Genomic DNA, 20,351 nt, shown 5'->3' with positions numbered 1-20,351 from the left:
CGTGGTCACGGCTGCCGCGCCGAGCGGGCCCTGGGGTGGCTGGCGGCGTAGACCTCGCGCAGCCGGTCCACCGTGACCAGCGTGTAGACCTGGGTGGTGCTCACCGAGGCGTGGCCGAGCAGCTCCTGGACGACCCGCACGTCGGCGCCGCCGTCGATGAGGTGCGTGGCGAAGGAGTGCCGCAGGGTGTGCGGGGAGACCTCGTCCAGGCCGGCCCGGGCCGCCGCGGCGCGCAGCACCGCCCACGCGCCCTGCCGGGTCAGCCGGCCGCCCCGGGCGTTGAGGAAGAGCGCCGGGACGCCCCGGCCGGCGGCGGCCAGCGCCGGCCTCCCGCGCACCAGGTAGGCCTCCAGCGCCTCCTGGGCGAACCGGCCGATCGGCACCGCCCGCTCCTTGCCGCCCTTGCCGCGGAACCGGACCACCCCGGCGGAGTCCCCGGCCACGTCGTCGACGTCCAGGCCCACCGCCTCGGAGATCCGCGCCCCGGTGCCGTACAGCAGCTCCAGCAGGGCCCGGTCGCGCAGCCCGCGCGCGTCCCCGGAGACCCCGGCCGCGGCCAGCAGCGCCTCGATGTCGGAGAGCGGCACCGCCTTGGGCAGCCGGCGCCGCGGCCGCGGCGGGCTGATCTCCTCGGCCGGGTCGGTCCGGGCGATGCCCTCGCGCAGCGCGAACCGGTGCAGGCCGCGCACCGCCACCACGGCGCGCCCGGCCGAGTTGCTGCCCAGCGGCGGGTGGTCGGCGTCGCCCTCGCGCAGCCGGCGCAGGAACGCGGCGACGTCCTCCGGCCCCACCCCGGCGAGCGAGCCGATGCCGCGCTCGGCCAGGAACTCGGCGTAGCGCCGCAGGTCGCGGCGGTAGGAGGCGAGGGTGTTCGCGGCGAGCCCGCGCTCCACCGCGAGGTGGTCCAGGTACCCGCGCACCTCGGCACCGGCCGGCGCCGCCTCTGCGGCCGCCCCGCCGCGCTCGTCCCGCTCCGCTGCCGTCGCCATCACCCGGCTCTCCGTCGTGTCCGCAGAGATCATGCCATAACCGGGCGGCGCGACCGGGCCGCCGCCGCGCCGCCCGGCGTTTCGCGCGGACCCGCCCCTCCCCTCCGGTGGTCTCGGGGCCGCGGCCCCGAGACCACCGGAGGGGAGGGGCGGGTCCGGAGACGGCTCCGGCGCCGCACCCCGTGCAGGGGGTGCGGCGCCGGTGCGCCTGGGCCGGGTCAGCCGGCGGGGCGCAGCGAGGCGTACCCGTCGCGCCGGGCGGTGGCCGCGGCCAGCACCCCGGCCACGGTCGCCCCGTTGCGCAGCCGCCCGGCCAGCACCGCCTCCACGGCGTCGTCCAGCGGGATCCACTCCACCGCCATGTCGGCCTCCTCGTGGACCCGCCGGTAGCCGGAGCGCTCCGGGGGGACCTCGGTGACGCCGCGGGCCAGGAAGACCTGGATCCGCTCGGTGGAGAAGCCCGCCGACGGGTAGAGGTCGACCAGCTCGAACCAGTGCTCGGCGCGGTGGCCGGTCTCCTCCAGCAGCTCCCGCTCCGCGGTGCGCAGCGGCGGCTCGCCCTCCTCGTCCCGGATCCCGGCGGGCAGCTCCCAGAGCCGGGCGCCGACCGCGTGCCGGTACTGGTGCACCATCAGCACCCGGTCCCGGTCGTCCAGGGCGAGCGCGGCGACCGCGCCGGGGTGCACCATGTACTCCCGGGCCACCAGCTCGGGGCCGTCCTCGCCGGGCAGCATGAGCCGGTCCACCCGCATCGCGGTCTTGGCGCCGCGGAACGGCTCCTCCCGCTCGACGACCTCGGCGGACTCCGGCGAGTCGGAGACCGCCCCGGTCCGCTGCGCGCCGGTCACCCGCGGCCGCCGGCGTCGTGCTTGAGCGCCGCGGCGACCAGGCCGGAGAAGAGCGGGTGCGAGCGGGTCGGGCGGGACCGCAGCTCCGGGTGGGCCTGGGTGGCGATGAAGAACGGGTGCTCCTCGCGGGGCAGCTCGGCGTACTCCACCAGCCGCCCGTCCGGCGACAGGCCGGAGAAGACCAGGCCGGCCTCCTCCAGGCGGGCGCGGTAGGCGTTGTTCACCTCGAAGCGGTGCCGGTGCCGCTCGGAGGCCCGGGGGGCGCCGTACAGCTCGCGCGCCAGGGACTCCTCGGCCAGGTCGGCCGGGTACATGCCCAGGCGCATGGTGCCGCCCATGTCCCGCTCGCCGGAGACCACGTCGGCCTGGTCGGCCATGGTGGCGATGACCGGCTCGGCGGCCTTGTCGTCGAACTCGGTGCTGTTGGCGCCCTCGATGCCGGCCACGTTCCGGGCGAACTCGATGACCAGGCACTGCAGGCCCAGGCAGATGCCGAGCAGCGGGATGCGGTTCTGCCGGGCGTGGCGGATCGCGCCGAGCTTGCCCTCGATGCCGCGGACCCCGAACCCGCCGGGGACCAGCACGCCCTGCACCCCGGCCAGCTCGCGCCGGGCGCCCTCCTCGGTGGCGCAGTCGTCCGAGGCGACCCAGCGGATCTTGACCCGGGTGTTCTCCGCGAAACCGCCGGCGCGCAGCGCCTCGGTGACCGAAAGGTAGGCGTCGGGCAGGTCGATGTACTTGCCGACCAGGGCGATGGTGACCTCGTGCGAGGGCTCGTGCACCCGGCGGAGCAGCTCGTCCCACTCGGTCCAGTCCACGTCGCGGAAGGCCAGGCCCAGCCGGCGGACCACGTAGGCGTCCAGGCCCTCGCGGTGCACGACCTTGGGGATGTCGTAGATGGACGGGGCGTCCGGGCAGGAGATCACGCCGCCCTCGTCCACGTCGCACATCAGGCTGATCTTGGACTTCATCGCCTGCGGGATGGGCCGGTCGGAGCGGCACACCAGCGCGTCGGGCTGGATGCCGATGCTGCGCAGCGCGGCCACCGAGTGCTGGGTCGGCTTGGTCTTGAGCTCACCGGAGGGCGCCAGGTAGGGCACCAGCGAGACGTGCAGGAAGAAGCAGTTGTCCCGGCCGATCTCGTGCCGGATCTGGCGCACCGCCTCCAGGAAGGGCTGCGACTCGATGTCGCCGACGGTGCCGCCGATCTCGGTGATGACGACGTCGACGTCGGCGCTCTCCATCGCGTAGATGCGCGCCTTGATCTCGTTGGTGATGTGCGGGATGACCTGGACGGTGTCGCCCAGGTAGGCGCCCTGCCGCTCCTTGGCGATCACGCTGGAGTAGATCTGCCCGGTGGTGACGTTGGCCGAACCGGAGAGCTCGGTGTCCAGGAACCGCTCGTAGTGGCCGATGTCGAGATCGGTCTCCGCGCCGTCGTCGGTGACGAACACCTCGCCGTGCTGGAAGGGGTTCATCGTCCCCGGGTCGACGTTGAGGTAGGGGTCAAGCTTCTGCATGGTGACCCGGAGGCCCCGCGACTTCAGCAGCCGGCCGAGGCTGGAGGCCGTGAGGCCCTTCCCGAGGCTGGAGGCGACCCCGCCGGTGACGAAGAGGTGTTTGGTGCTCGCGGCGGATGCCAAGTGTTGCTCCCGTGGTCGAATGGCTACGGATCGCCCGAACGCGGACGGGCGGCCGTGCGGCGCCCTCGCGGACCCTGCGGTGCTCCCGCTCCGGGCCTCGGACTCCACGGGCCACCAGGATAACAGGCACGGCGCCCGGCGGGGCCCGGCCCGCTCCCCGCACCCTGCCGCGCGGCACCCTTGAGGGCCCCGCCCGCACCCGCACTGACCAGCACCGGGACCGGTTCCGCCGGGCCCTGCGGCGGGGCGGGGCGGTCGCCTGCGCCGCCCCGCGTGTCCCTGGTCTCCCTCCGCGCGCGGGCGGCCCGGGCGCCGCCGTGCGGGCGCGGGCGGCGCGCCGCCGCGGCCGGTACCGCCGGTGCCGCAGGCTCTCCGGCGCGGCGGTGCCCGGCCCGCGCCGGGGGCTCGGTCCCCGGCCGGGCCCAGTTCCCCGCGGGGCTCGGCCCCCGGCGGGGCTCAGCCCTCGGCGGGGAAGGCGCCGGCCCGGCTCAGCTGCGCCGGCGGCGTCTTGCCGAGCCGGGATCCGAGCCACTCCGCGGCGGCCGAGGCCTCCGCCAGCGCCACACCGGTGCCGGAGCCGCCCCGCTCCAGCATGTACACCAGGTCCTCGGTGCCGATGTTGCCGGTGGCCGCCGGCGCGAACGGGCAGCCGCCGAACCCGCCGACGCTGGAGTCGAGCACGGTGACGCCCTGCTCCACCGCGGTCAGCGCGTTGGCGTAGCCGGTGTTGCGGGTGTTGTGGAAATGGCAGCGCAGCACCGCCTCGGGCGCGGCCGCGCGGACCCGGCCCACCAGGTCGGCCACCTGCCGGGGCACCCCCACCCCGATGGTGTCGGCGATCGCGACCTCCCAGGCGCCGGCGGCCGCCGCGCGCCGGGCGATCTCTGCGACCCGCTCCGGCGGCGTCTCCCCGTCGAAGGGGCAGCCGAACGCGGTGGAGACGGTGACGCTGACCGGGGTGCCGGCCTCCAGGCAGGCCGCGGCGATCCCGTCGAAGGCGTCCATCATCTCCTCGACCGTGCAGCCCTGGTTGCGGACGCAGAACCCGTCGGTGGCCGGCACCGCCACGTTCACCTCGTCCACGCCGGCGGCCAGCGCCCGGTCCAGGCCCCGGCGGTTCAGCGCCAGCCCGATGTAGGAGACCCCGGGCAGCCGCTCCACCCCGGCCATGACCTCCTCGGCACCGGCCATCTGCGGCACCCGGCGGGGATCGACGAAGCTGACCGCCTCGATCCGGCGCAGCCCGGCCGCCACCAGCCGCCGGATCAGCTCCACCTTCTCCTCGACGGTGAGGCTCTTCTCCTCGTTCTGCAGCCCGTCGCGCGGTCCGACCTCGACGATCTCCACGCCCCGGCCGCGCGCCTCTCGCTCCGCCACGCCGCACTCCCTTCACCGTCCGGGGCCGGCCCAGCGGACCCCGGCGTCCGTACAGGTAGGGCCGACCCTAGCCGGAGGGCGGCGGCCCCGGGGCGGCCGGGGTGGCGGGGCGGGCCTCAGCGCAGCGCGAGGGCCGGGCGCGCCTCCCAGGTGGTCCAGAGCGGCCGGTAGCCCATCCGGTGCCAGAACGGCCCGGAGACCGGGTTCAGCAGCGAGTAGTCGAGCAGGGCGGCCTGGGCGCCGGTGCTGTCCAGGGCCTGGTGCGCCTGCTCCACCAGGGCGGTGCCGATGCCCGCCCCGCGCTCGTCCTCGGTGACCACGCCGTAGCCGATGTGCGCCGGGGAGGCCCCGGAGACCAGCGGCGCGGCCCACCGGGCGCGCTGCGGCGGGGAGACCCAGACCAGGCCGACCAGGCGGCCGCGGCGCTCGGCCACCCAGATCCAGGAGGGGCGGCGGGAGAGCGCGCGGGCCAGTATCCCGCGGGTCTGCTCGGCCGTCTCGGTCTGCACGAACACCCCGCCGAAGTGCTCCTCGAAGCGGTGCTGCTCCATCAGCAGCGAGACCGCCTCGGTCAGGTCGCCGCGGTCGGCCAGGCGGATCACGACGTCGCGCGGCGGCAGCACCGGGGGGACGCCCCGGCCGCGCCCCCGGACCGCGAGCACGCTGTAGGGCTGCAGGCCGTGCCGCTGCAGCGGCACCACCCCGCAGAGGTCCCGGGCGGGCCAGGTGAGCAGCGCCGAGGACTCCGATCCGGTGCCGGTGGGCAGCGCCTCCAGCTGCTCGCGCCAGCTGGTGAGCAGGGAGTCCAGCGCCCGCCCCGGCTCGGGGCCGCCGACCAGGGGCGTCAGCCAGTGCTGGTCCGGCATGCCCCAGGTGCGGCCGGCCTCGCCCGGCTGGTACCAGGAGTAGCGCATGGTGCCGGCGGCCACCGGCCGCCCGGCCTCGTCGGAGACGGTCAGCAGCGTGTCGCCGCTGCGCCGGGGGCGCGGCGGCGCGGGCAGCAGCGGGTCGACCGAGGCCCAGCGGTGCGCGGCGGACTCCATCAGCCGGTCGAACTCGGTCCCGCCGCCGGGCAGGTCGCCGCGGCGCACGCGGGCCACGTAGCCGCTCATCCTCCCCCTCCCTGACCGGGTCGCACCCGGCCCGCGCAGCGGAGCGGGACCGGGGAGCGGCTCGGCCCCGCGGTGCGCCGCGGGGTGCCGCATACCGTGACCGTGCGTTCCCCGCCGGTCACGGATGAGCGTACCGGCCGACGCACCGGGCGGTCGGTCGAATCGGACGCATCGCATCGATTCGTTTCGAAATCGACGCCATGCAATCCCTTATAAGACGTTTTATCGCCCGGCCTACGGTATCCGACGCCCCCCGGCGCCGAAACGCCGGGACCGCCCGGGAGCACTCCCAGGCGGTCCCGGCGGCCGCGCGCTCACTCCACGCCGGCCGCGTCCATCCCGCGGAGCTCCCGCTTGAGCTCCTTGATCTCGTCCCGCAACCGGGCCGCCAGCTCGAACTGGAGGTCCGCGGCGGCCTGGTGCATCTGCCCGTCCAGCTGCTGGATGAGGGCGGCCAGCTCGGCCCGCGGCATCCCCGCGACGTCCTCGCGGCCCCCCTCGCCCGGCCGGCCCGGCACCGGGGCGCGCTCCGGCTGCGCCCGGTACCCCGAACCGAGCAGCTCCGCGGTGTCCACGTCCTCCCGGGCCAGCGAGTCCAGGATGTCGGCGATCTTCTTCCGCAGCGGCTGCGGGTCGATGCCGTGCTCGGCGTTGTAGGCGAGCTGCTTCTCCCGCCGCCGGTTGGTCTCGTCGATCGCCGCGCGCATCGAATCGGTGACCCGGTCGGCGTACATGTGCACCTGCCCGGCCACGTTCCGCGCCGCCCGGCCGATGGTCTGGATCAGCGACGTCTCAGAGCGCAGGAAGCCCTCCTTGTCCGCGTCCAGGATCGCCACCAGCGACACCTCGGGCAGGTCCAGGCCCTCGCGCAGCAGGTTGATGCCGACCAGCACGTCGAACTCGCCGGTGCGCAGCTCGCGCAGGAGCTCCACCCGGCGCAGCGTGTCCACCTCGGAGTGCAGGTAGCGCACCCGGATGTCCAGCTCGGCGAAGTAGTCGGTGAGGTCCTCGGCCATCTTCTTGGTGAGCGTGGTGACCAGCACCCGCTCGTCCCGCTCGGCCCGCACCCGGATCTCGTGCACCAGGTCGTCGATCTGCCCCTCGGTCGGCTTGACCACCACCTCCGGGTCGACCAGGCCGGTCGGGCGGATGACCTGCTCCACCACGTCGCCGCCGCTCCGCTCCAGCTCATAGGAGCCCGGGGTGGCCGACAGGTACACCGTCTGCCCGATCCGCTCGGTGAACTCCGCCCACTTCAGCGGCCGGTTGTCCAGCGCCGAAGGCAGCCGGAACCCGTGGTCGACCAGGGTCCGCTTGCGCGAGGCGTCCCCCTCGTACATGCCGCCGATCTGCGGGACCGTCACATGCGACTCGTCCACGACCAGCAGGAAGTCCTCGGGAAAGTAGTCCAGCAGGGTGTTGGGGGCGCTGCCCGGCTCCCGCTCGTCGAAGTGCCGGGAGTAGTTCTCCACCCCCGAGCAGCTGCCGACCTGGCGGAGCATCTCGATGTCGTAGGTGGTGCGCATCCGCAGCCGCTGCGCCTCCAGCAGCCTGCCCTGCGCCTCCAGCTCGCCCAGCCGCTCGCCGAGCTCCCGCTCGATCCGGCCGACCGCGCGCTCCAGCCGCTCCGGCCCGGCCACGTAGTGCGAGGCCGGGAAGATGAACATCTCGTCGTCCTCGCCGAGCACCTCACCGGTGAGCGGGTGCAGCGTCATCAGCCGCTCGATCTCGTCACCGAACATCTCGATCCGGATCGCGAGCTCCTCGTAGACCGGGATGATCTCCACCGTGTCCCCGCGGACCCGGAACGTGCCGCGGGTGAACGCGATGTCGTTCCGGGTGTACTGCATCTCCACCAGGCGGCGCAGCAGCTCGTCCCGGTCGACCTCCATGCCGACCCGCAGCTGCGCCATCCGGTCCACGTACTCCTGCGGGGTGCCCAGGCCGTAGATGCACGACACCGAGGCGACCACCACCGTGTCCCGCCGGGTGAGCAGGGAGTTGGTGGCGGAGTGGCGGAGCCGCTCCACCTCGTCGTTGATCGAGGAGTCCTTCTCGATGTAGGTGTCGGTCTGCGGGACGTAGGCCTCGGGCTGGTAGTAGTCGTAGTAGGAGACGAAGTACTCCACCGCGTTGTTCGGCAGCATCTCCCGCAGCTCGTTGGCGAACTGCGCGGCCAGCGTCTTGTTCGGCTGCATCACCAGGGTGGGCCGCTGCACCTGCTCCACCAGCCAGGCCACCGTCGCCGTCTTGCCGGTACCGGTCGCGCCGAGCAGCACGGTGTCGGTGTCGCCGGCCCGCACCCGCCCGGTGAGCTCGGCGATGGCCGCGGGCTGGTCGCCCGCCGGCGTCATGTCCGAGACGACCTCGAACGACGCCTCCCTGCGCTGGATGCCGCTGACCGGCCGCATGAGTCCCCACTCTCCCCGATGCCGCAACCGGGCGACGCGCCCGGGACACCGCCCACCGTACAGCCGCCCTGCGACAGGCGCCGCGGATCCGCGGCGCCCCGGGGCCGCCCCTCCGTGCAACCCGGCCCGACCGCCGCCGATTCCGCCCCGCCGCAGGCGGGCCGGTGCCCCCGCTCCCGCTCATCGCCGCGCCGGCCGCAGGCCCCGGCGGCCGGGGGCGCGCCCCGCCCGGCAGGGAAGGCGCCCCGGCGCCCGGCCCGGGACCGGCCTCCGGGTCAGCCCCGGGGCGCCCCGTCCCCGGCCTCTTCGGCGTGCTTGACCGCGGCGCGCAGCTCCAGCTCCTGCCAGAGCCCGGCGACCCGGGCGTCCAGCTCCTCCCGGGTGCCGGAGTTGTCCACCACGACGTCGGCGGCGGCGAGCCGCTCCTCCCGGGAGGCCTGGGCGGCGATCCGGGCCCGGGCCTGGTCCTCCGGCATGCCGCGGTTCCCGGTGAGCCGCCGGACCCGGTCCTCCTCCGGAGCGTCGACCACCACCACCACGTCGTACAGCTCCTGGAGGCCGTTCTCCACCAGCAGCGGGACGTCGTAGACCAGTACCGCGTCCGGCGGCGCGGCCGCCATCAGCTCCTCGCTGCGCGCCCCCACCCTCGGGTGCACGATCGCGTTGAGCCGGGCCAGCCGGTCCGGGTCGGAGAAGACGATCTCGCCGAGGCGGGGGCGGTCCAGCGCCCCCTCGGCGGTGAGGACCTCCTCGCCGAACTCCGCGACCACCTCGGCCAGCCCGGGCGTGCCCGGCTCGACCACCTCGCGGGCCAGGGCGTCGGCGTCGATGACGACCGCCCCGCGGGCGGCCAGCCGCCCCGACACCTCGCTCTTTCCGGAGCCGATCCCCCCGGTCAGTCCTACGCGCAGCATGGCGCCGAGCCTACGGGACGCGCTCCTGCACCGGTTCACCGGGACCGCCGGCCGGGGCCTCCGCGGCGTCCTTGCGGAAGTGCAGCAGGGTGAGGTGGTCGTGCAGCGCCTCGCGGTGGGTCTGCCGGTAGCCGGCGGCGAGCAGCAGGGCCGGGGCGGCGCGGCCGCCGTGCCCGGTGGACAGGGTGATCGCGGCCGGCGGCGGGTCCGCGGCGAGCAGCCTCCGCTCCATCTCGGCCAGCAGGGCGGCGCCGATCCCCTCGCGGCGGCGGTCCGGGGCGACGAACAGCCGCGCCACGGTGGCCGCGCTGCCCACCGCCTTGCCCCGCGCCCCGCCCACGATCCGCCCGCCGGACACCGCCTTGAGCAGCACCGCGCCGCCCTCGACGGCGCGCAGCAGCTGGCCGCGGCTCTCGGTGAGCGGGAGGACGAACGGGTCCCCGTAGATCTGGGCCTCGTCGACGTAGGCGGCGCGCTGCACCGCCCACAGCTCCCCGATGTCGTCCCGCTCCGCCTCGGTGACGGCGACGTCCGATGACGCCCCGCCCCGCTCCGGTGCCGCCATGACCCTCCTCGCAGCCGTTGCGGACCGCCTGCGGCCGACGATACCCCGCGCGGCCCGGCCGCGCCGCCGAATCGCCGCGGAGGGCCCGATTCCGGTTCGGCGGCGCCGGGCCGCTCCGGCCGCCCCGATCCGCGCGGGCGGCGTCCCGGGGCGAGCGGTTCGGACGCCGGGCCGCCGCACGCCGCCGCGGCCCGGGCACGGCGAAGGGCCGCCCCCCTTCCGGGGAGCGGCCCTCAGGTGCTACCGGGTGCCGGTGAGCGCTACTCGCCGCCGCCGGCGAGCTTCTCCCGCAGCGCGGCCAGGGCCTCGTCGGAGGCCAGCGCACCGCCGGTGCTCTCCGAACCGCTGCTCGAGCCGCCCGAGGAGGAACCGCCCTCGGACTCGCCCTCGTAGGGGGCGGGCGCCGCGGCGGCCTCGGCCTCGGCGGCCTGGGCCTCCTCGACCTGCTTGCGGTGCGCCTCGAAGCGGGACTGCGCCATGGCGTACTGGCGCTCCCACTCGTCGCGCTGGGCCTCGAAGCCCTCCATCCACTCGCCGGTCTCCGCGTCGAAGCCCTCGGGGTACTTGTAGTTCCCCTGCTCGTCGTACTCGGCGGCCATGCCGTAGAGGGTCGGGTCGAACTCCTCCTGGTCCGGCGAGACGCTCTCGTTGGCCTGCTTCAGCGAGAGGCTGATCCGGCGCCGGTCGAGGTCGATGTCGATGATCTTGACGAAGATCTCGGTGCCGACCTGGACGACCTGCTCGGGGATCTCCACGTGGCGCTCGGCCAGCTCGGAGATGTGCACCAGGCCCTCGATGCCCTCCTCGACCCGGACGAACGCGCCGAACGGAACCAGCTTGGTGACCTTGCCGGGAACGACCTGGCCGATCTGGTGCGTGCGGGCGAACTGCTGCCAGGGGTCTTCCTGGGTGGCCTTGAGGGACAGGGAGACGCGCTCGCGCTCCATGTCGACGTCGAGGACCTCGACGGTGACCTCCTGGCCGACCTCGACGACCTCGCTCGGGTGGTCGATGTGCTTCCAGGACAGCTCGGAGACGTGCACCAGGCCGTCCACGCCGCCCAGGTCCACGAACGCACCGAAGTTGACGATCGAGGAGACGACGCCCTTGCGGATCTGGCCCTTCTGCAGGGTGTTGAGGAAGGTCTGGCGGACCTCCGACTGGGTCTGCTCCAGCCAGGCGCGGCGGGACAGGACCACGTTGTTGCGGTTCTTGTCCAGCTCGATGATCTTGGCCTCGAGCTCGCGGCCCACGTAGGGCTGCAGGTCGCGGACGCGGCGCATCTCGACCAGGGAGGCCGGGAGGAAGCCGCGCAGGCCGATGTCGAGGATGAGACCGCCCTTGACGACCTCGATGACGGTGCCGGTGACGACGCCGTCCTCTTCCTTGATCTTCTCGATCGTGCCCCAGGCGCGCTCGTACTGGGCGCGCTTCTTGGACAGGATGAGGCGCCCTTCCTTGTCCTCCTTCTGGAGGACCAGGGCCTCGACGTGGTCGCCCACGGCAACGACCTCGCCCGGGTCGACGTCGTGCTTGATCGACAGTTCCCGGGAGGGGATCACCCCTTCGGTCTTGTAGCCGATGTCGAGCAAGACCTCGTCTCGATCGACCTTCACGATGGTGCCCTCGACAATGTCACCGTCGTTGAAGTACTTGATGGTCTCGTCGATCGCCGCGAGGAAGGCTTCCTCGGACCCGATGTCGTTGACCGCTACCTGGGGTGTCGAGGTGGCCTCGGTGCTGCTCGTCATGTGTGGGTGGACTCCGGATACGGACATTGGCAGAAAGTTGTCACACCGAGAGCGCACGCGTCCGCCCGGATCCGGGCAAGGGATGTGAAGACGACAGAAGCAGGAACGGAAGACCGTCCCTGACACCGCCCGCTGCACGCCCCCCGCTTCACCGGGGCGCCCGCCGCGCGCCCCGCCCCTCGGTACCGTCTGTGGGGCCGGACAGCGCATGCGCGTTCTCAATGCTCCGGCCAGAATATGAGACGCACGCGTCCTGGTCAATCGGAATCCGGGCGGCGAATGCGACCAAGACCGTATTCCGCGCATGCTACCCGGCCCGAGAGCCGCTCCCCGGGCCGGGACGGCCCCCGGACCGGCCCCGCACCGGGGATTCGGTCAGTCCTCGAACCTTCTGGAGCGTGTCCGCTTCAGCTGGGAGCGGCGGTGCTTGCCGTCCAGCCGCCGCTGCCGGGCCGCCCGGCTCGGCCGGGTCGCCCGGCGCGCCTTGGGCGGCGGCGCGCACGCCCCGCGCACCAGCTCCGCCAGGCGCTCCCGGGCCAGCTCCCGGTTGCGCGCCTGGGAGCGGCTGTCCGAGGCGGTCACGGTGAGCACCCCGCCGCGCAGCCGGCCGGCCAGCCGCTCCAGCGCGCGCTCCCGCTCCCGCTCGGTCAGCGCCGAGGTGGCGGCCAGGTCCAGCGAGACCGACACCCGGGTGTCGGAGGTGTTGACGTGCTGCCCGCCCGGCCCGCTCGACCGGGAGAACCGCCAGACCAGCTCGGCCTCGGGCAGCTCCGGGCCGGCGCCCCGCGGCGCACCGCTCCCGCTCATCGCCGACCCCTCCCCGTCTCGTCCGATCGGGCGCCCCGCGCCCCTAGTGCGCGGCGTCGCGCCAGTTCTCGCCCACGCCGACCGACACGGCCAGCGGCACACGCAGATCATAGGCGGCCGCCATCTTCTCCGAAACCAGTTTCCGGACGTCCTCCACCTCCGCGGCGGGCACCTCCAGCACCAGTTCGTCGTGGACCTGCAGCAGCGCCCGCGCCCGCAGCCCGCTCTCCCCCAGCGCCCGGTCCACGTCGATCATCGCCGCCTTGATGATGTCGGCCGCCGACCCCTGGATCGGCGCGTTCAGCGCCATCCGCTCCGCCATCTGCCGGCGCTGCCGGTTGTCGCTGGTCAGGTCGGGCAGGTAGCGGCGGCGGCCGAGGATCGTCTCGGTGTAGCCGTCCCGCCGGGCCTGCTCCACCACCTCGTGCAGGTAGTCCCGGACCCCGCCGAAGACGACGAAGAAGTCGTCCATCAGCGCCCGCGCCTCCTTCGGAGCGACCCCCAGCTGCTGGGAGAGCCCGTACTCGCTCAGCCCGTAGGCCAGGCCGTAGTTCATCGCCTTGATCCGGGCCCGCTCCTCGGCGCCGACCTCGCCCACCTCGGTGCCGAACACCCGCGCCGCGATCTCGGCGTGGAAGTCGTGCCCGGTCGCGAACGCCTCGATCAGCGTCTCGTCCCCGGACAGGTGCGCCATGATGCGCAGCTCGATCTGGCTGTAGTCGGCGGTGAGCAGAACGTCGTAGCCCTCCCCCACCACGAACGCCCGCCGGATCCGCCGGCCCGCGTCGGTGCGCACCGGGATGTTCTGCAGGTTCGGCTCGACCGAGCTGAGCCGCCCGGTGGCCGCCACCGTCTGGTTGAACGTGGTGTGGATCCGGCCGTCCTCCGCGATCGTCTTGACCAGCCCCTCCACCGTGGTGCGCAGCCGGGTCTGGTCCCGGTGCCGGAGCAGGATCGCGGGCAGCTCGTTGTCTGTCTGGGCGGCCAGCCAGGCCAGCGCGTCGGCGTCGGTGGTGTACCCGGTCTTGATCTTCTTCGTCCGGGGCAGCCCCAGCTCCTCGAAGAGGACCTGCTGCAGCTGCTTGGGCGAGCCCAGGTTGAACTCCCGGCCCACCACCCGGTGCGCCTCCTCCACCGCCCGGCGCTGCTCGGCGGCGAACTCGCCCTCCAGCCCGTCCAGGTAGTCCCGGTCCGCGGCGATGCCGGTGCGCTCCATCCCCGCGAGCACCCGCACCAGCGGCAGCTCCATGTCGCGCAGCAGCCCCGCCGCGCCCCGCTGCTCCAGCAGCACGTCCAGCCGGTCGGCCAGCTCCGCGGTGGCGCGGGCCGCCACCGCCAGGTCGGCGCGGACCGCCGCCCCGGCGTCCGCCCCCTCCCCGCCGAGGTCCAGCGAGAGCTGCCCGCCGTCCTCCTGCCGCCGCTCCAGCTCCTTGTTCAGGTGGCTGCGGCACAGGTCGACCAGGCCCGCCTTGCGCTGGCCCGGCTGGACCAGGTAGGCCGCGATCGCGGTGTCGGAGGTGACCCCGGCCAGGTCCCAGCCGTGCGCGGCGGCGGCCAGCAGCGGCCCCTTGCCGTCGTGCACCGCCTTGGGGCGGTCCGCGTCGGCCAGCCACGCGGCCAGCGCCCGCTCGTCCTCCTCGCCCAGCTCCGCCGGGTCGACGTGGAGCGCCGCGCCGTCCGCGGCGGCCGCCGCGATCCCGGAGAGCCGGCCGGTCCCCCGGCCCCACTCCCCCTCGAAGGCCAGGCCGGTGCGGCCCTGCGCGGTGTGCTCGGCCAGCCACGCCCCCAGCCCGCCCGGCTCGGCCGCCTCCACCTCGTCGGAGAACCCCTCGGCCTCCGCGGCGGCGGCCTCCGCGCCGCCCTCCGCCTCCTCGCCGAAGACCGCGAACAGCCGGTCCCGGAGCGTGGAGGCGAACTCCAGGTCGTCGAAGAGCGTGTCCACGCCCTTCCGGTCGGCCGAGCCGCGCACCAGGTCGGCCAGGCCCACCGCGAGCGGAACGTCCGGCGCGAGCAGGTTGAGCCGCTGGTTGCGCAGCACGTCGTCGAGGTGGTCGCGGAAGTTCTGCCCCGCCTTGCCGGTCAGCTCGTCGGCGCGCGCCACCAGCTCGTCCAGCGACCCGTACTTCACGATCCACTTCGCCGCGGTCTTGGGGCCCACCCCCGGAACGCCCGGCAGGTTGTCCGCCTTCTCCCCGACCAGCGCCGCCAGGTCCCGGTAGCGCTCCGGCGGGACCCCGTACTTCTCCTCGATCCGCTCCGGCGTCATCCGGGTCAGATCCGACAGGCTCTTGCCCGGGTAGAGCACCGTGCAGCCGCCGTTGACCAGCTGGAAGGCGTCCCGGTCGCCCGAGGCGATCAGCACCTCCATGCCCGCCCCGCAGCCCTGGGCCGCCAGCGTCGCGATCACGTCGTCGGCCTCGAACCCCTCCGCCGACACCGACGCCACCCCGAGCAGCCGCAGCAGCTCCTGGGTCAGCTCCACCTGGGAGGGGAACTCCGGCGGCGTCTCCGCCCGGCCCGCCTTGTACTCGGCGTAGGCGTCGTGGCGGAACGTCGGCCCGGACAGGTCCCAGGCGACCGCGATGTGCGTCGGCCGCTCGTCCCGGAGCAGCTTGATCAGCATCGAGGTGAAGCCGTACACCGCGTTGGTGGACTGCCCGGTGCTGGTGCCGAACTTGTCCACCGGCAGCGCGAAGAACGCGCGGAAGGCCATGGAGTGGCCGTCCAGCAGCAGCAGGCGGCCTCCACCCCCCTCTGCCGGGGCCGGGGGCGTGCTGTTCTGTCCGGGGGTCTGCTGAGTGTTCGCCACATGGGGAATCCTAGGATGCGGGGCGGACTTTTTCGCGCGGCCCGGCGCACCCGCCCCCGCGCACGACCCCGGAAGGGACCGACCGCGATGAGCGTGGACACCGAACGGCTCGCCGAGATCATGGGCTCCGGCAGCGGGGGCGGCAGCCTCGGCGAGCGGATGGGCATCGAGTTCCTCGAAGCCTCCCCCGAGCGCGTGGTCGGCCGGATGCCGGTCGCCGGCAACACCCAGCCCTACGGCCTGCTGCACGGCGGCGCCTCCTGCGTGCTCGCCGAGACGCTCGGCTCGGTCGGCTCCGCCCTGATCGCCGGAGAGGGCCGGATCGCCGTCGGCATCGAGATCAGCGCCACCCACCACCGCAGCGCCACCGAAGGCCACATCACCGGCGTCGCCGTGCCGGTGCACGCCGGCCGCACCCTGGCCACCTGGGACATCGAGATCACCCGCGAGGACGGCAAGCGCGTCTGCACCTCCCGCCTCACCTGCATGCTCCGCGACGCCTGAGCGGCCGCGCACCGGGCCCGGCGGGACGCCTCCCGCCGGGCCCCTCCCATGTCCGCACCATCCCCGGACCGCGCGGCATCCTCGCAGGTCAGCCAAGAAACCCCGATCCATTCACAAAGCACCTCAGACTTCACTACGACCCGATAACGGCATGAACCCGACTCGGCAGCAACCCCTCCCGCCTCCTTCCGCAACCCGCCGCCCGCGAATTAAGCTCCGCTAACGCCATCGGTTAAGCGCGGCGCAGCACGCCGCCCACCCGCGGACCGAGCGCGCAGAAGCCACACCGATCCAGCCGGCTTGAACGGAGACACCTCAGATGCCGAGCAGAAAGGCCATCAGCCTCACAGCTGCGGCTGCAGCCCTGACCCTGGGACTGACCGCCTGCGGCGGTGGAGGAGAAGGCGGAGGCGGCGGGGACGGCGAAGCCCTGCAGTACGGCTACGTCCTGCCGCAGACCGGCGACCTCGCGCACCTCGGCCCGCCCCAGGAACAGGCCGCCAAATACGCCCTCCAGGAGATCAACGGCGCCGGCGGCGTCAACGGCGCCGAACTGCCCGACTTCCTCGAAGGCGACGAGGCCAACGACGCGGCCCAGGCCAACGACGCCGCCACCCGCCTGATCGACGGCGGGGCCAACGTCATCATCGGCGCCGCCGCCTCGGGCATGACCCAGGCCATCATGGACAACGTCACCAGCAACGAGGTCGTCCAGTGCTCGGGCTCCAACACCGCCCCGGGCCTGGCCGAAGAGGACGAGAGCGGCTACTACTGGCGGACCGCCCCCAGCGACCTCCTCCAGGGCCCCGTGCTCGCCGAGAAGATCGCCTCCGACGGCCACCAGAGCGTCGCCATCACCTACCGCGCCGACGACTACGGCGAAGGCCTCGCCAACGCCACCGCCGACGCGCTGGAGGAGAACGGCATCTCCGTCGACTACAACGAGGGCTACGACCCCAACGCCCCCAACTTCGACGCCGTCGTCGGCGAGATCGCCAACGCCCAGAGCGACGCCGTCGTCATGGTCTCCTTCGAAGAAGGCGTCCAGATCATCACCGGCCTCATCGAGGAAGGCGTCAACGCCGACCAGATGTACGCCACCGACGGCCTGAACGACGAGACCCTCGGCGAGAAGGTCGACTCCGACGACCCCGGCACCATCGCCGGCTTCCAGGGCACCGCCCCCGACGTCGGCGAGGACACCTTCATGAACGGGCTCCGCGAGTTCGCCCCCGAACTCGAGGTCTTCCAGTTCGCCGGCCAGGTCTACGACTGCATGATGGTCACCGCGCTCGCCGCCGAGCAGGCCGGCAGCAACGTGCCCGGCGAATTCGTCGGCGAGATGGAGGCCGTCTCCAAGGACGGCACCGAATGCGCCTCCTTCGAGGAGTGCAAGCAGCTCATCGCCGACGGCGAGGACATCGACTACCAGGGCGTGAGCGGCCCGATCAACTTCGACGAGAACGGCGACGTCACCCAGGCCACCTTCCAGGTCTACGGCTTCGACGACAAGGGCGAGCACAGCAAGGTCGACGCCATCACCGTCCCCTGACCCCCGGAGGCGGCCGGAAGACCGGCGGCCACCGAGGGCCGGAGCACACCGGAGGCCCCCGCGCGGACGACCCCGCGCGGGGGCCTTCCCCATTCCCCGGACGAACACCCCGTCCCGCGGTGCTCCCGGCGGCGCGACCCCGACGGAACGCTCCCGCAGGCCGCACCACCGAGACCACCGCCCCGAGAACGGCGACCCCCCGCACCGAGCGGCCCCGCGCACAGCGGAGCGGGGCGGCGCCCCCGTCGGACACCGCCCCGCCCCACACCGCACCGGACCGGAAGAGAGCCCCGGCGCGGCAGGCCTCAGTCCGCCTTCGCCAGCGTGCCCAGGTACAGCTCGATCACGTTCGGGTCCGACAGCAGCTCCCGCCCCGTACCCGTGTACGCGTTCCGCCCCTGGTCCAGCACATAGCCCCGGTCGCAGATCTGCAGGCACCTGCGGGCGTTCTGCTCCACCATGATCACCGACACCCCGGTCGAATTGATCTGCTTGACCCGGTGGAACACCTCGTCCTGGAAGATCGGCGACAACCCCGCCGTCGGCTCGTCCAGCAGCAGCACCGACGGCTCCATCATCAGCGCCCTGCCCATCGCGACCATCTGCCGCTCACCGCCGGACAGCGCCCCCGCCTTCTGCCGGCGGCGCTCCGCCAGCAGCGGGAACAGCTCCGCCACCTTCTCGAACCGGCCCCGGAACGCCTTCGGGCGCAGGAACACGCCCATCTCCAGGTTCTCCTCCACCGTCAGCGTCGGGAACACGTTCTGCGTCTGCGGGACATAGCCCACCCCCCGCGACACCAGCTCGTGCGCGCTCAGGTTCGCGATGCTCTTCCCACGCAGCACCAACTCCCCCGAACGCACCGGAAGCAGCCCGAACACCGTCTTGATCAGCGTCGACTTCCCCGCGCCGTTCGGGCCGATGATGCCCACGACCTCGCCCTCGGCCAGCGTCAGCGTGCACCCGTTGAGGATGTTCACCCCCGGGATGTACCCCGCCACCAGCTCATCGGCGACCAGCAGGTACTCCCCGTAGTCCCGCACCGGGCCCACGCCCGCGTGCTCCAGCACCTCCTCCCGGGCGTCCTGCAGCGCCGCGGCGCCCTCGGCGGCCGTCGCCGCCTCCGCCGCCTCCGCGGCCTTCCCGGTCCCCGGGGCCTCCGCGGCCTCTCCGGCGCCGCGCTCGACGTCGCCCATCAGGCCTCCTCCTCCGCGCCCCGCGCGGCCTCGCCGTCCCCGCCCGGCTCATCGTGCCGGGTCCCCAGATAGGCGTCGATCACCCGCTCATCGGAGCGGATGTCCTCCGGCCGCCCCTCCGCGATGACCCGCCCCTGCGCCAGCACCACGATCCAGTCGCTGATCCCCATGATCACGTCCATGTCGTGCTCGACGAAGAGCACCGTCATGCCCTCGTCCCGCAGCGCGGTGATATGCCCCAGCAGCGACTGCACCAGCGCCGGGTTCACCCCCGCCATCGGCTCGTCCAGCATCACCATCGACGGATCCACCATCAGCGAGCGCGCCATCTCCAGCAGCTTGCGCTGACCGCCGGACAGGCTCCCCGCCAGATCGTCCTTCTTCGCGTCCAGCTTGAACCGGCGCAGCAGGTCCATCGCCCGCTCCCGCTGAACCGCCTCCTGCCGCCGCCACGCCGGCGGGTACAGCGCCCCGAAGAAGCGCTCCCCCACCTGCCCCGGCGCCGCCAGCAGCATGTTGTCCAGCACCGTCAACCGGGTCAGCGCCTTGGTCAGCTGGAACGTGCGCACCATGCCCTGCCGGGCCACCCGGTGCCCGCCCAGCCCGTTCAGCCGGCGCCCCTCGAACGACCACTCGCCCGCATCCACCCGGTCGAACCCGGTCAGCAGGTTGAACAGCGTCGACTTGCCCGCGCCGTTCGGACCGATCAGCGCCGTGATCGTCCCCCGCTGCACCTCCAGGTGCTCCACGTCCACCGCGGTCAGCCCGCCGAACGAACGGCGCACCCCGCTCGCCTTCAGAATCGGATCCGGCTTCGGCACACCCGGCACCGGCTCCACACCGGCCATGCGGTCCGCGGCCCGCGCCGCACTCGCCTCACTTGACATTGACCAGCATCTCCTTGCGGTTGCCGATGAGCCCTTGCGGCCGGTACACGATCAGCAGCACCAGCGCCAACCCCACGAACGCGTGCCGCAGCGCACCGATGTCCCCGCCGTCCAGGAACGGCAGCGCACCGATCGTCAGCAGCGACCGCAGCGTCTCGTCGAACGCCGTCAGCAGGAACCACAGCACCATCGGGCCCAGCACCGCGCCGAACGTCCGCGCGGCACCGCCCAGCAGCAGCATCGCCCACAGGTAGAACGTCACCTGCGGCATGAACTGGTCCGGCGTGATGTTCTGCTGGTGGATCGCCAGCAGCGCGCCGGCCACACCGCCCAGCACACCCCCCAGCACCAGGCTCTGCATCTTGTAGACGAACACGTCCTTGCCCAGACTGCGGACCGCGTCCTCGTCCTCCCGGATGCCCTTGATCACCCTGCCCCACGGGCTGTGCATCAGCGCCCAGGTCAGCAGCAGCGCCACCGCCACCAGGGCCCACGCCACCAGCATCGTCCACAGCTGGTTCGCGCTGAACTCCACGCCCGCCACGCCGTACCGGCCCGACGGGATCGGGTTGGCCGCGATGAACCCGGCGGCCAGGCTCTGCCTCCCGTACACGCCACCGGTCAGCGGCCGCGCGAACTCCGCCCGGTACAGCAACCGGAGCGCCTCCGCCACCGCGATCGTCGAGATCGCCAGGTAGTCCGCCCGCAACCGCAGCGTCGGAATGCCCAGCAGCAGCGCCAGCACCGTCGCACACGCCACGCTCAGCAGCAGCGCCGCCCACAGCGACAGGCCGAACGTGCCCACGCCCACGCCCACGCCGTACGCGCCCACCAGCATGAAGCCCACCTGGCCGAAGTTGAGCAGCCCGGTGTAGCCGAAATGCATGTTCAGGCCGATCGCCGCCAGCACATAGATCGCCGCGATCGGGCCGATGGCCGTCGTCAGGGAGGTCGAGATGATGTTCCAGAAGTCCATCGCCGTATCT

16 protein-coding genes are annotated in these 20,351 nt (G+C 73.5%); 2 read left to right on the top strand and 14 right to left on the bottom strand.

Annotated features, from left to right (window positions below; translation table 11 throughout):
- Positions 1–5 precede the first annotated feature (5 nt).
- From D459_RS0101835 to polA, 11 genes are all read right to left on the bottom strand, one after another.
- Positions 6–989, bottom strand: coding sequence for a site-specific tyrosine recombinase XerD (locus D459_RS0101835; protein ID WP_017591282.1), 984 nt, complete (start codon positions 987–989; stop codon positions 6–8).
- Between the two features lie 218 nt (positions 990–1,207).
- Positions 1,208–1,837: an NUDIX domain-containing protein gene (locus D459_RS0101830; RefSeq protein ID WP_017591281.1), complete on the bottom strand. Its 630-nt coding sequence runs from the start codon at positions 1,835–1,837 to the stop codon at positions 1,208–1,210.
- Positions 1,834–3,480 carry a CTP synthase gene (locus tag D459_RS0101825; RefSeq protein ID WP_017591280.1) on the bottom strand — a complete coding sequence of 549 codons (1,647 nt, stop codon included), beginning with the start codon at positions 3,478–3,480 and terminating at the stop codon, positions 1,834–1,836. The genes D459_RS0101830 and D459_RS0101825 overlap by 4 nt, the downstream gene beginning before the upstream one ends.
- Positions 3,481–3,936: 456 nt before the next feature.
- The gene (locus D459_RS0101820; protein WP_017591279.1) at positions 3,937–4,857 is read right to left on the bottom strand and encodes a hydroxymethylglutaryl-CoA lyase; all 921 of its coding nucleotides are present in this window, start codon (positions 4,855–4,857) and stop codon (positions 3,937–3,939) included.
- Between the two features lie 116 nt (positions 4,858–4,973).
- Positions 4,974–5,969, bottom strand: a complete 996-nt coding sequence (locus D459_RS0101815) for a GNAT family N-acetyltransferase (RefSeq protein WP_017591278.1) — start codon at positions 5,967–5,969, stop codon at positions 4,974–4,976.
- A 314-nt stretch (positions 5,970–6,283) separates the two neighbouring features.
- Positions 6,284–8,380, bottom strand: a complete 2,097-nt coding sequence (gene uvrB / locus D459_RS0101810) for an excinuclease ABC subunit UvrB (protein WP_017591277.1) — start codon at positions 8,378–8,380, stop codon at positions 6,284–6,286.
- Between the two features lie 275 nt (positions 8,381–8,655).
- Positions 8,656–9,294, bottom strand: a complete 639-nt coding sequence (gene coaE / locus D459_RS30385; RefSeq protein ID WP_020380024.1) for a dephospho-CoA kinase — start codon at positions 9,292–9,294, stop codon at positions 8,656–8,658.
- Positions 9,295–9,304: 10 nt separating this feature from the next.
- Positions 9,305–9,859 carry a GNAT family N-acetyltransferase gene (locus tag D459_RS0101800; RefSeq protein WP_017591275.1) on the bottom strand — a complete coding sequence of 185 codons (555 nt, stop codon included), beginning with the start codon at positions 9,857–9,859 and terminating at the stop codon, positions 9,305–9,307.
- 260 nt (positions 9,860–10,119) lie between these two features.
- The gene (gene rpsA, locus D459_RS0101795) at positions 10,120–11,610 is read right to left on the bottom strand and encodes a 30S ribosomal protein S1 (RefSeq protein WP_017591274.1); all 1,491 of its coding nucleotides are present in this window, start codon (positions 11,608–11,610) and stop codon (positions 10,120–10,122) included.
- 375 nt (positions 11,611–11,985) lie between these two features.
- Positions 11,986–12,417, bottom strand: a complete 432-nt coding sequence (gene arfB / locus D459_RS0101790) for an alternative ribosome rescue aminoacyl-tRNA hydrolase ArfB (protein ID WP_017591273.1) — start codon at positions 12,415–12,417, stop codon at positions 11,986–11,988.
- Between the two features lie 43 nt (positions 12,418–12,460).
- On the bottom strand, positions 12,461–15,226 hold the full coding sequence (gene polA / locus D459_RS0101785; protein WP_081620405.1) for a DNA polymerase I: 2,766 nt from the start codon (positions 15,224–15,226) through the stop codon (positions 12,461–12,463).
- 87 nt (positions 15,227–15,313) lie between these two features.
- Between polA and D459_RS0101780 the strand changes: the two genes are divergently transcribed.
- Together D459_RS0101780 and D459_RS0101775 are read left to right on the top strand one after the other, a co-directional pair.
- Complete coding sequence (locus D459_RS0101780) at positions 15,314–15,730, top strand: PaaI family thioesterase (protein WP_017591271.1); 417 nt, start codon at positions 15,314–15,316, stop codon at positions 15,728–15,730.
- 319 nt (positions 15,731–16,049) lie between these two features.
- Positions 16,050–17,282 carry an ABC transporter substrate-binding protein gene (locus D459_RS0101775; protein WP_017591270.1) on the top strand — a complete coding sequence of 411 codons (1,233 nt, stop codon included), beginning with the start codon at positions 16,050–16,052 and terminating at the stop codon, positions 17,280–17,282.
- Positions 17,283–17,587: 305 nt separating this feature from the next.
- Here the strand turns inward: D459_RS0101775 and D459_RS0101770 are convergent, their stop codons facing one another.
- Genes D459_RS0101770 through D459_RS0101760 form a run of 3 tightly spaced genes read right to left on the bottom strand, consistent with a single transcriptional unit; the run spans position 17,588 to position 20,341 of the window.
- Positions 17,588–18,478: an ABC transporter ATP-binding protein gene (locus D459_RS0101770; RefSeq protein WP_017591269.1), complete on the bottom strand. Its 891-nt coding sequence runs from the start codon at positions 18,476–18,478 to the stop codon at positions 17,588–17,590.
- Positions 18,478–19,326 carry an ABC transporter ATP-binding protein gene (locus D459_RS0101765; protein ID WP_017591268.1) on the bottom strand — a complete coding sequence of 283 codons (849 nt, stop codon included), beginning with the start codon at positions 19,324–19,326 and terminating at the stop codon, positions 18,478–18,480. The genes D459_RS0101770 and D459_RS0101765 overlap by 1 nt, the downstream gene beginning before the upstream one ends.
- Positions 19,327–19,354: 28 nt before the next feature.
- Positions 19,355–20,341, bottom strand: a complete 987-nt coding sequence (locus D459_RS0101760) for a branched-chain amino acid ABC transporter permease (protein ID WP_017591267.1) — start codon at positions 20,339–20,341, stop codon at positions 19,355–19,357.
- Positions 20,342–20,351 lie beyond the last annotated feature (10 nt).

Source organism: Nocardiopsis potens DSM 45234 (assembly GCF_000341105.1).
Classification (GTDB): Bacteria; Actinomycetota; Actinomycetes; order Streptosporangiales; family Streptosporangiaceae; genus Nocardiopsis_A; species Nocardiopsis_A potens.
The sequence above is the reverse complement of the archived record's forward strand: the minus strand, read 5'-3'. Positions and strand labels throughout refer to the sequence as shown.

Coding starts and splice junctions, on each gene's coding strand:
- rpsA (WP_017591274.1), bottom strand. CDS start 11,610: ATGACGAGCAGCACCGAGGCCACCTCGACACCCCAGGTAGCGGTCAAC.
- D459_RS0101800 (WP_017591275.1), bottom strand. CDS start 9,859: ATGGCGGCACCGGAGCGGGGCGGGGCGTCATCGGACGTCGCCGTCACC.
- D459_RS0101760 (WP_017591267.1), bottom strand. CDS start 20,341: ATGGACTTCTGGAACATCATCTCGACCTCCCTGACGACGGCCATCGGC.
- D459_RS0101815 (WP_017591278.1), bottom strand. CDS start 5,969: ATGAGCGGCTACGTGGCCCGCGTGCGCCGCGGCGACCTGCCCGGCGGC.
- D459_RS0101765 (WP_017591268.1), bottom strand. CDS start 19,326: ATGGCCGGTGTGGAGCCGGTGCCGGGTGTGCCGAAGCCGGATCCGATT.
- uvrB (WP_017591277.1), bottom strand. CDS start 8,380: ATGCGGCCGGTCAGCGGCATCCAGCGCAGGGAGGCGTCGTTCGAGGTC.
- D459_RS0101775 (WP_017591270.1), top strand. CDS start 16,050: ATGCCGAGCAGAAAGGCCATCAGCCTCACAGCTGCGGCTGCAGCCCTG.
- D459_RS0101835 (WP_017591282.1), bottom strand. CDS start 989: ATGGCGACGGCAGCGGAGCGGGACGAGCGCGGCGGGGCGGCCGCAGAG.
- coaE (WP_020380024.1), bottom strand. CDS start 9,294: ATGCTGCGCGTAGGACTGACCGGGGGGATCGGCTCCGGAAAGAGCGAG.
- arfB (WP_017591273.1), bottom strand. CDS start 12,417: ATGAGCGGGAGCGGTGCGCCGCGGGGCGCCGGCCCGGAGCTGCCCGAG.
- D459_RS0101780 (WP_017591271.1), top strand. CDS start 15,314: ATGAGCGTGGACACCGAACGGCTCGCCGAGATCATGGGCTCCGGCAGC.
- D459_RS0101770 (WP_017591269.1), bottom strand. CDS start 18,478: ATGGGCGACGTCGAGCGCGGCGCCGGAGAGGCCGCGGAGGCCCCGGGG.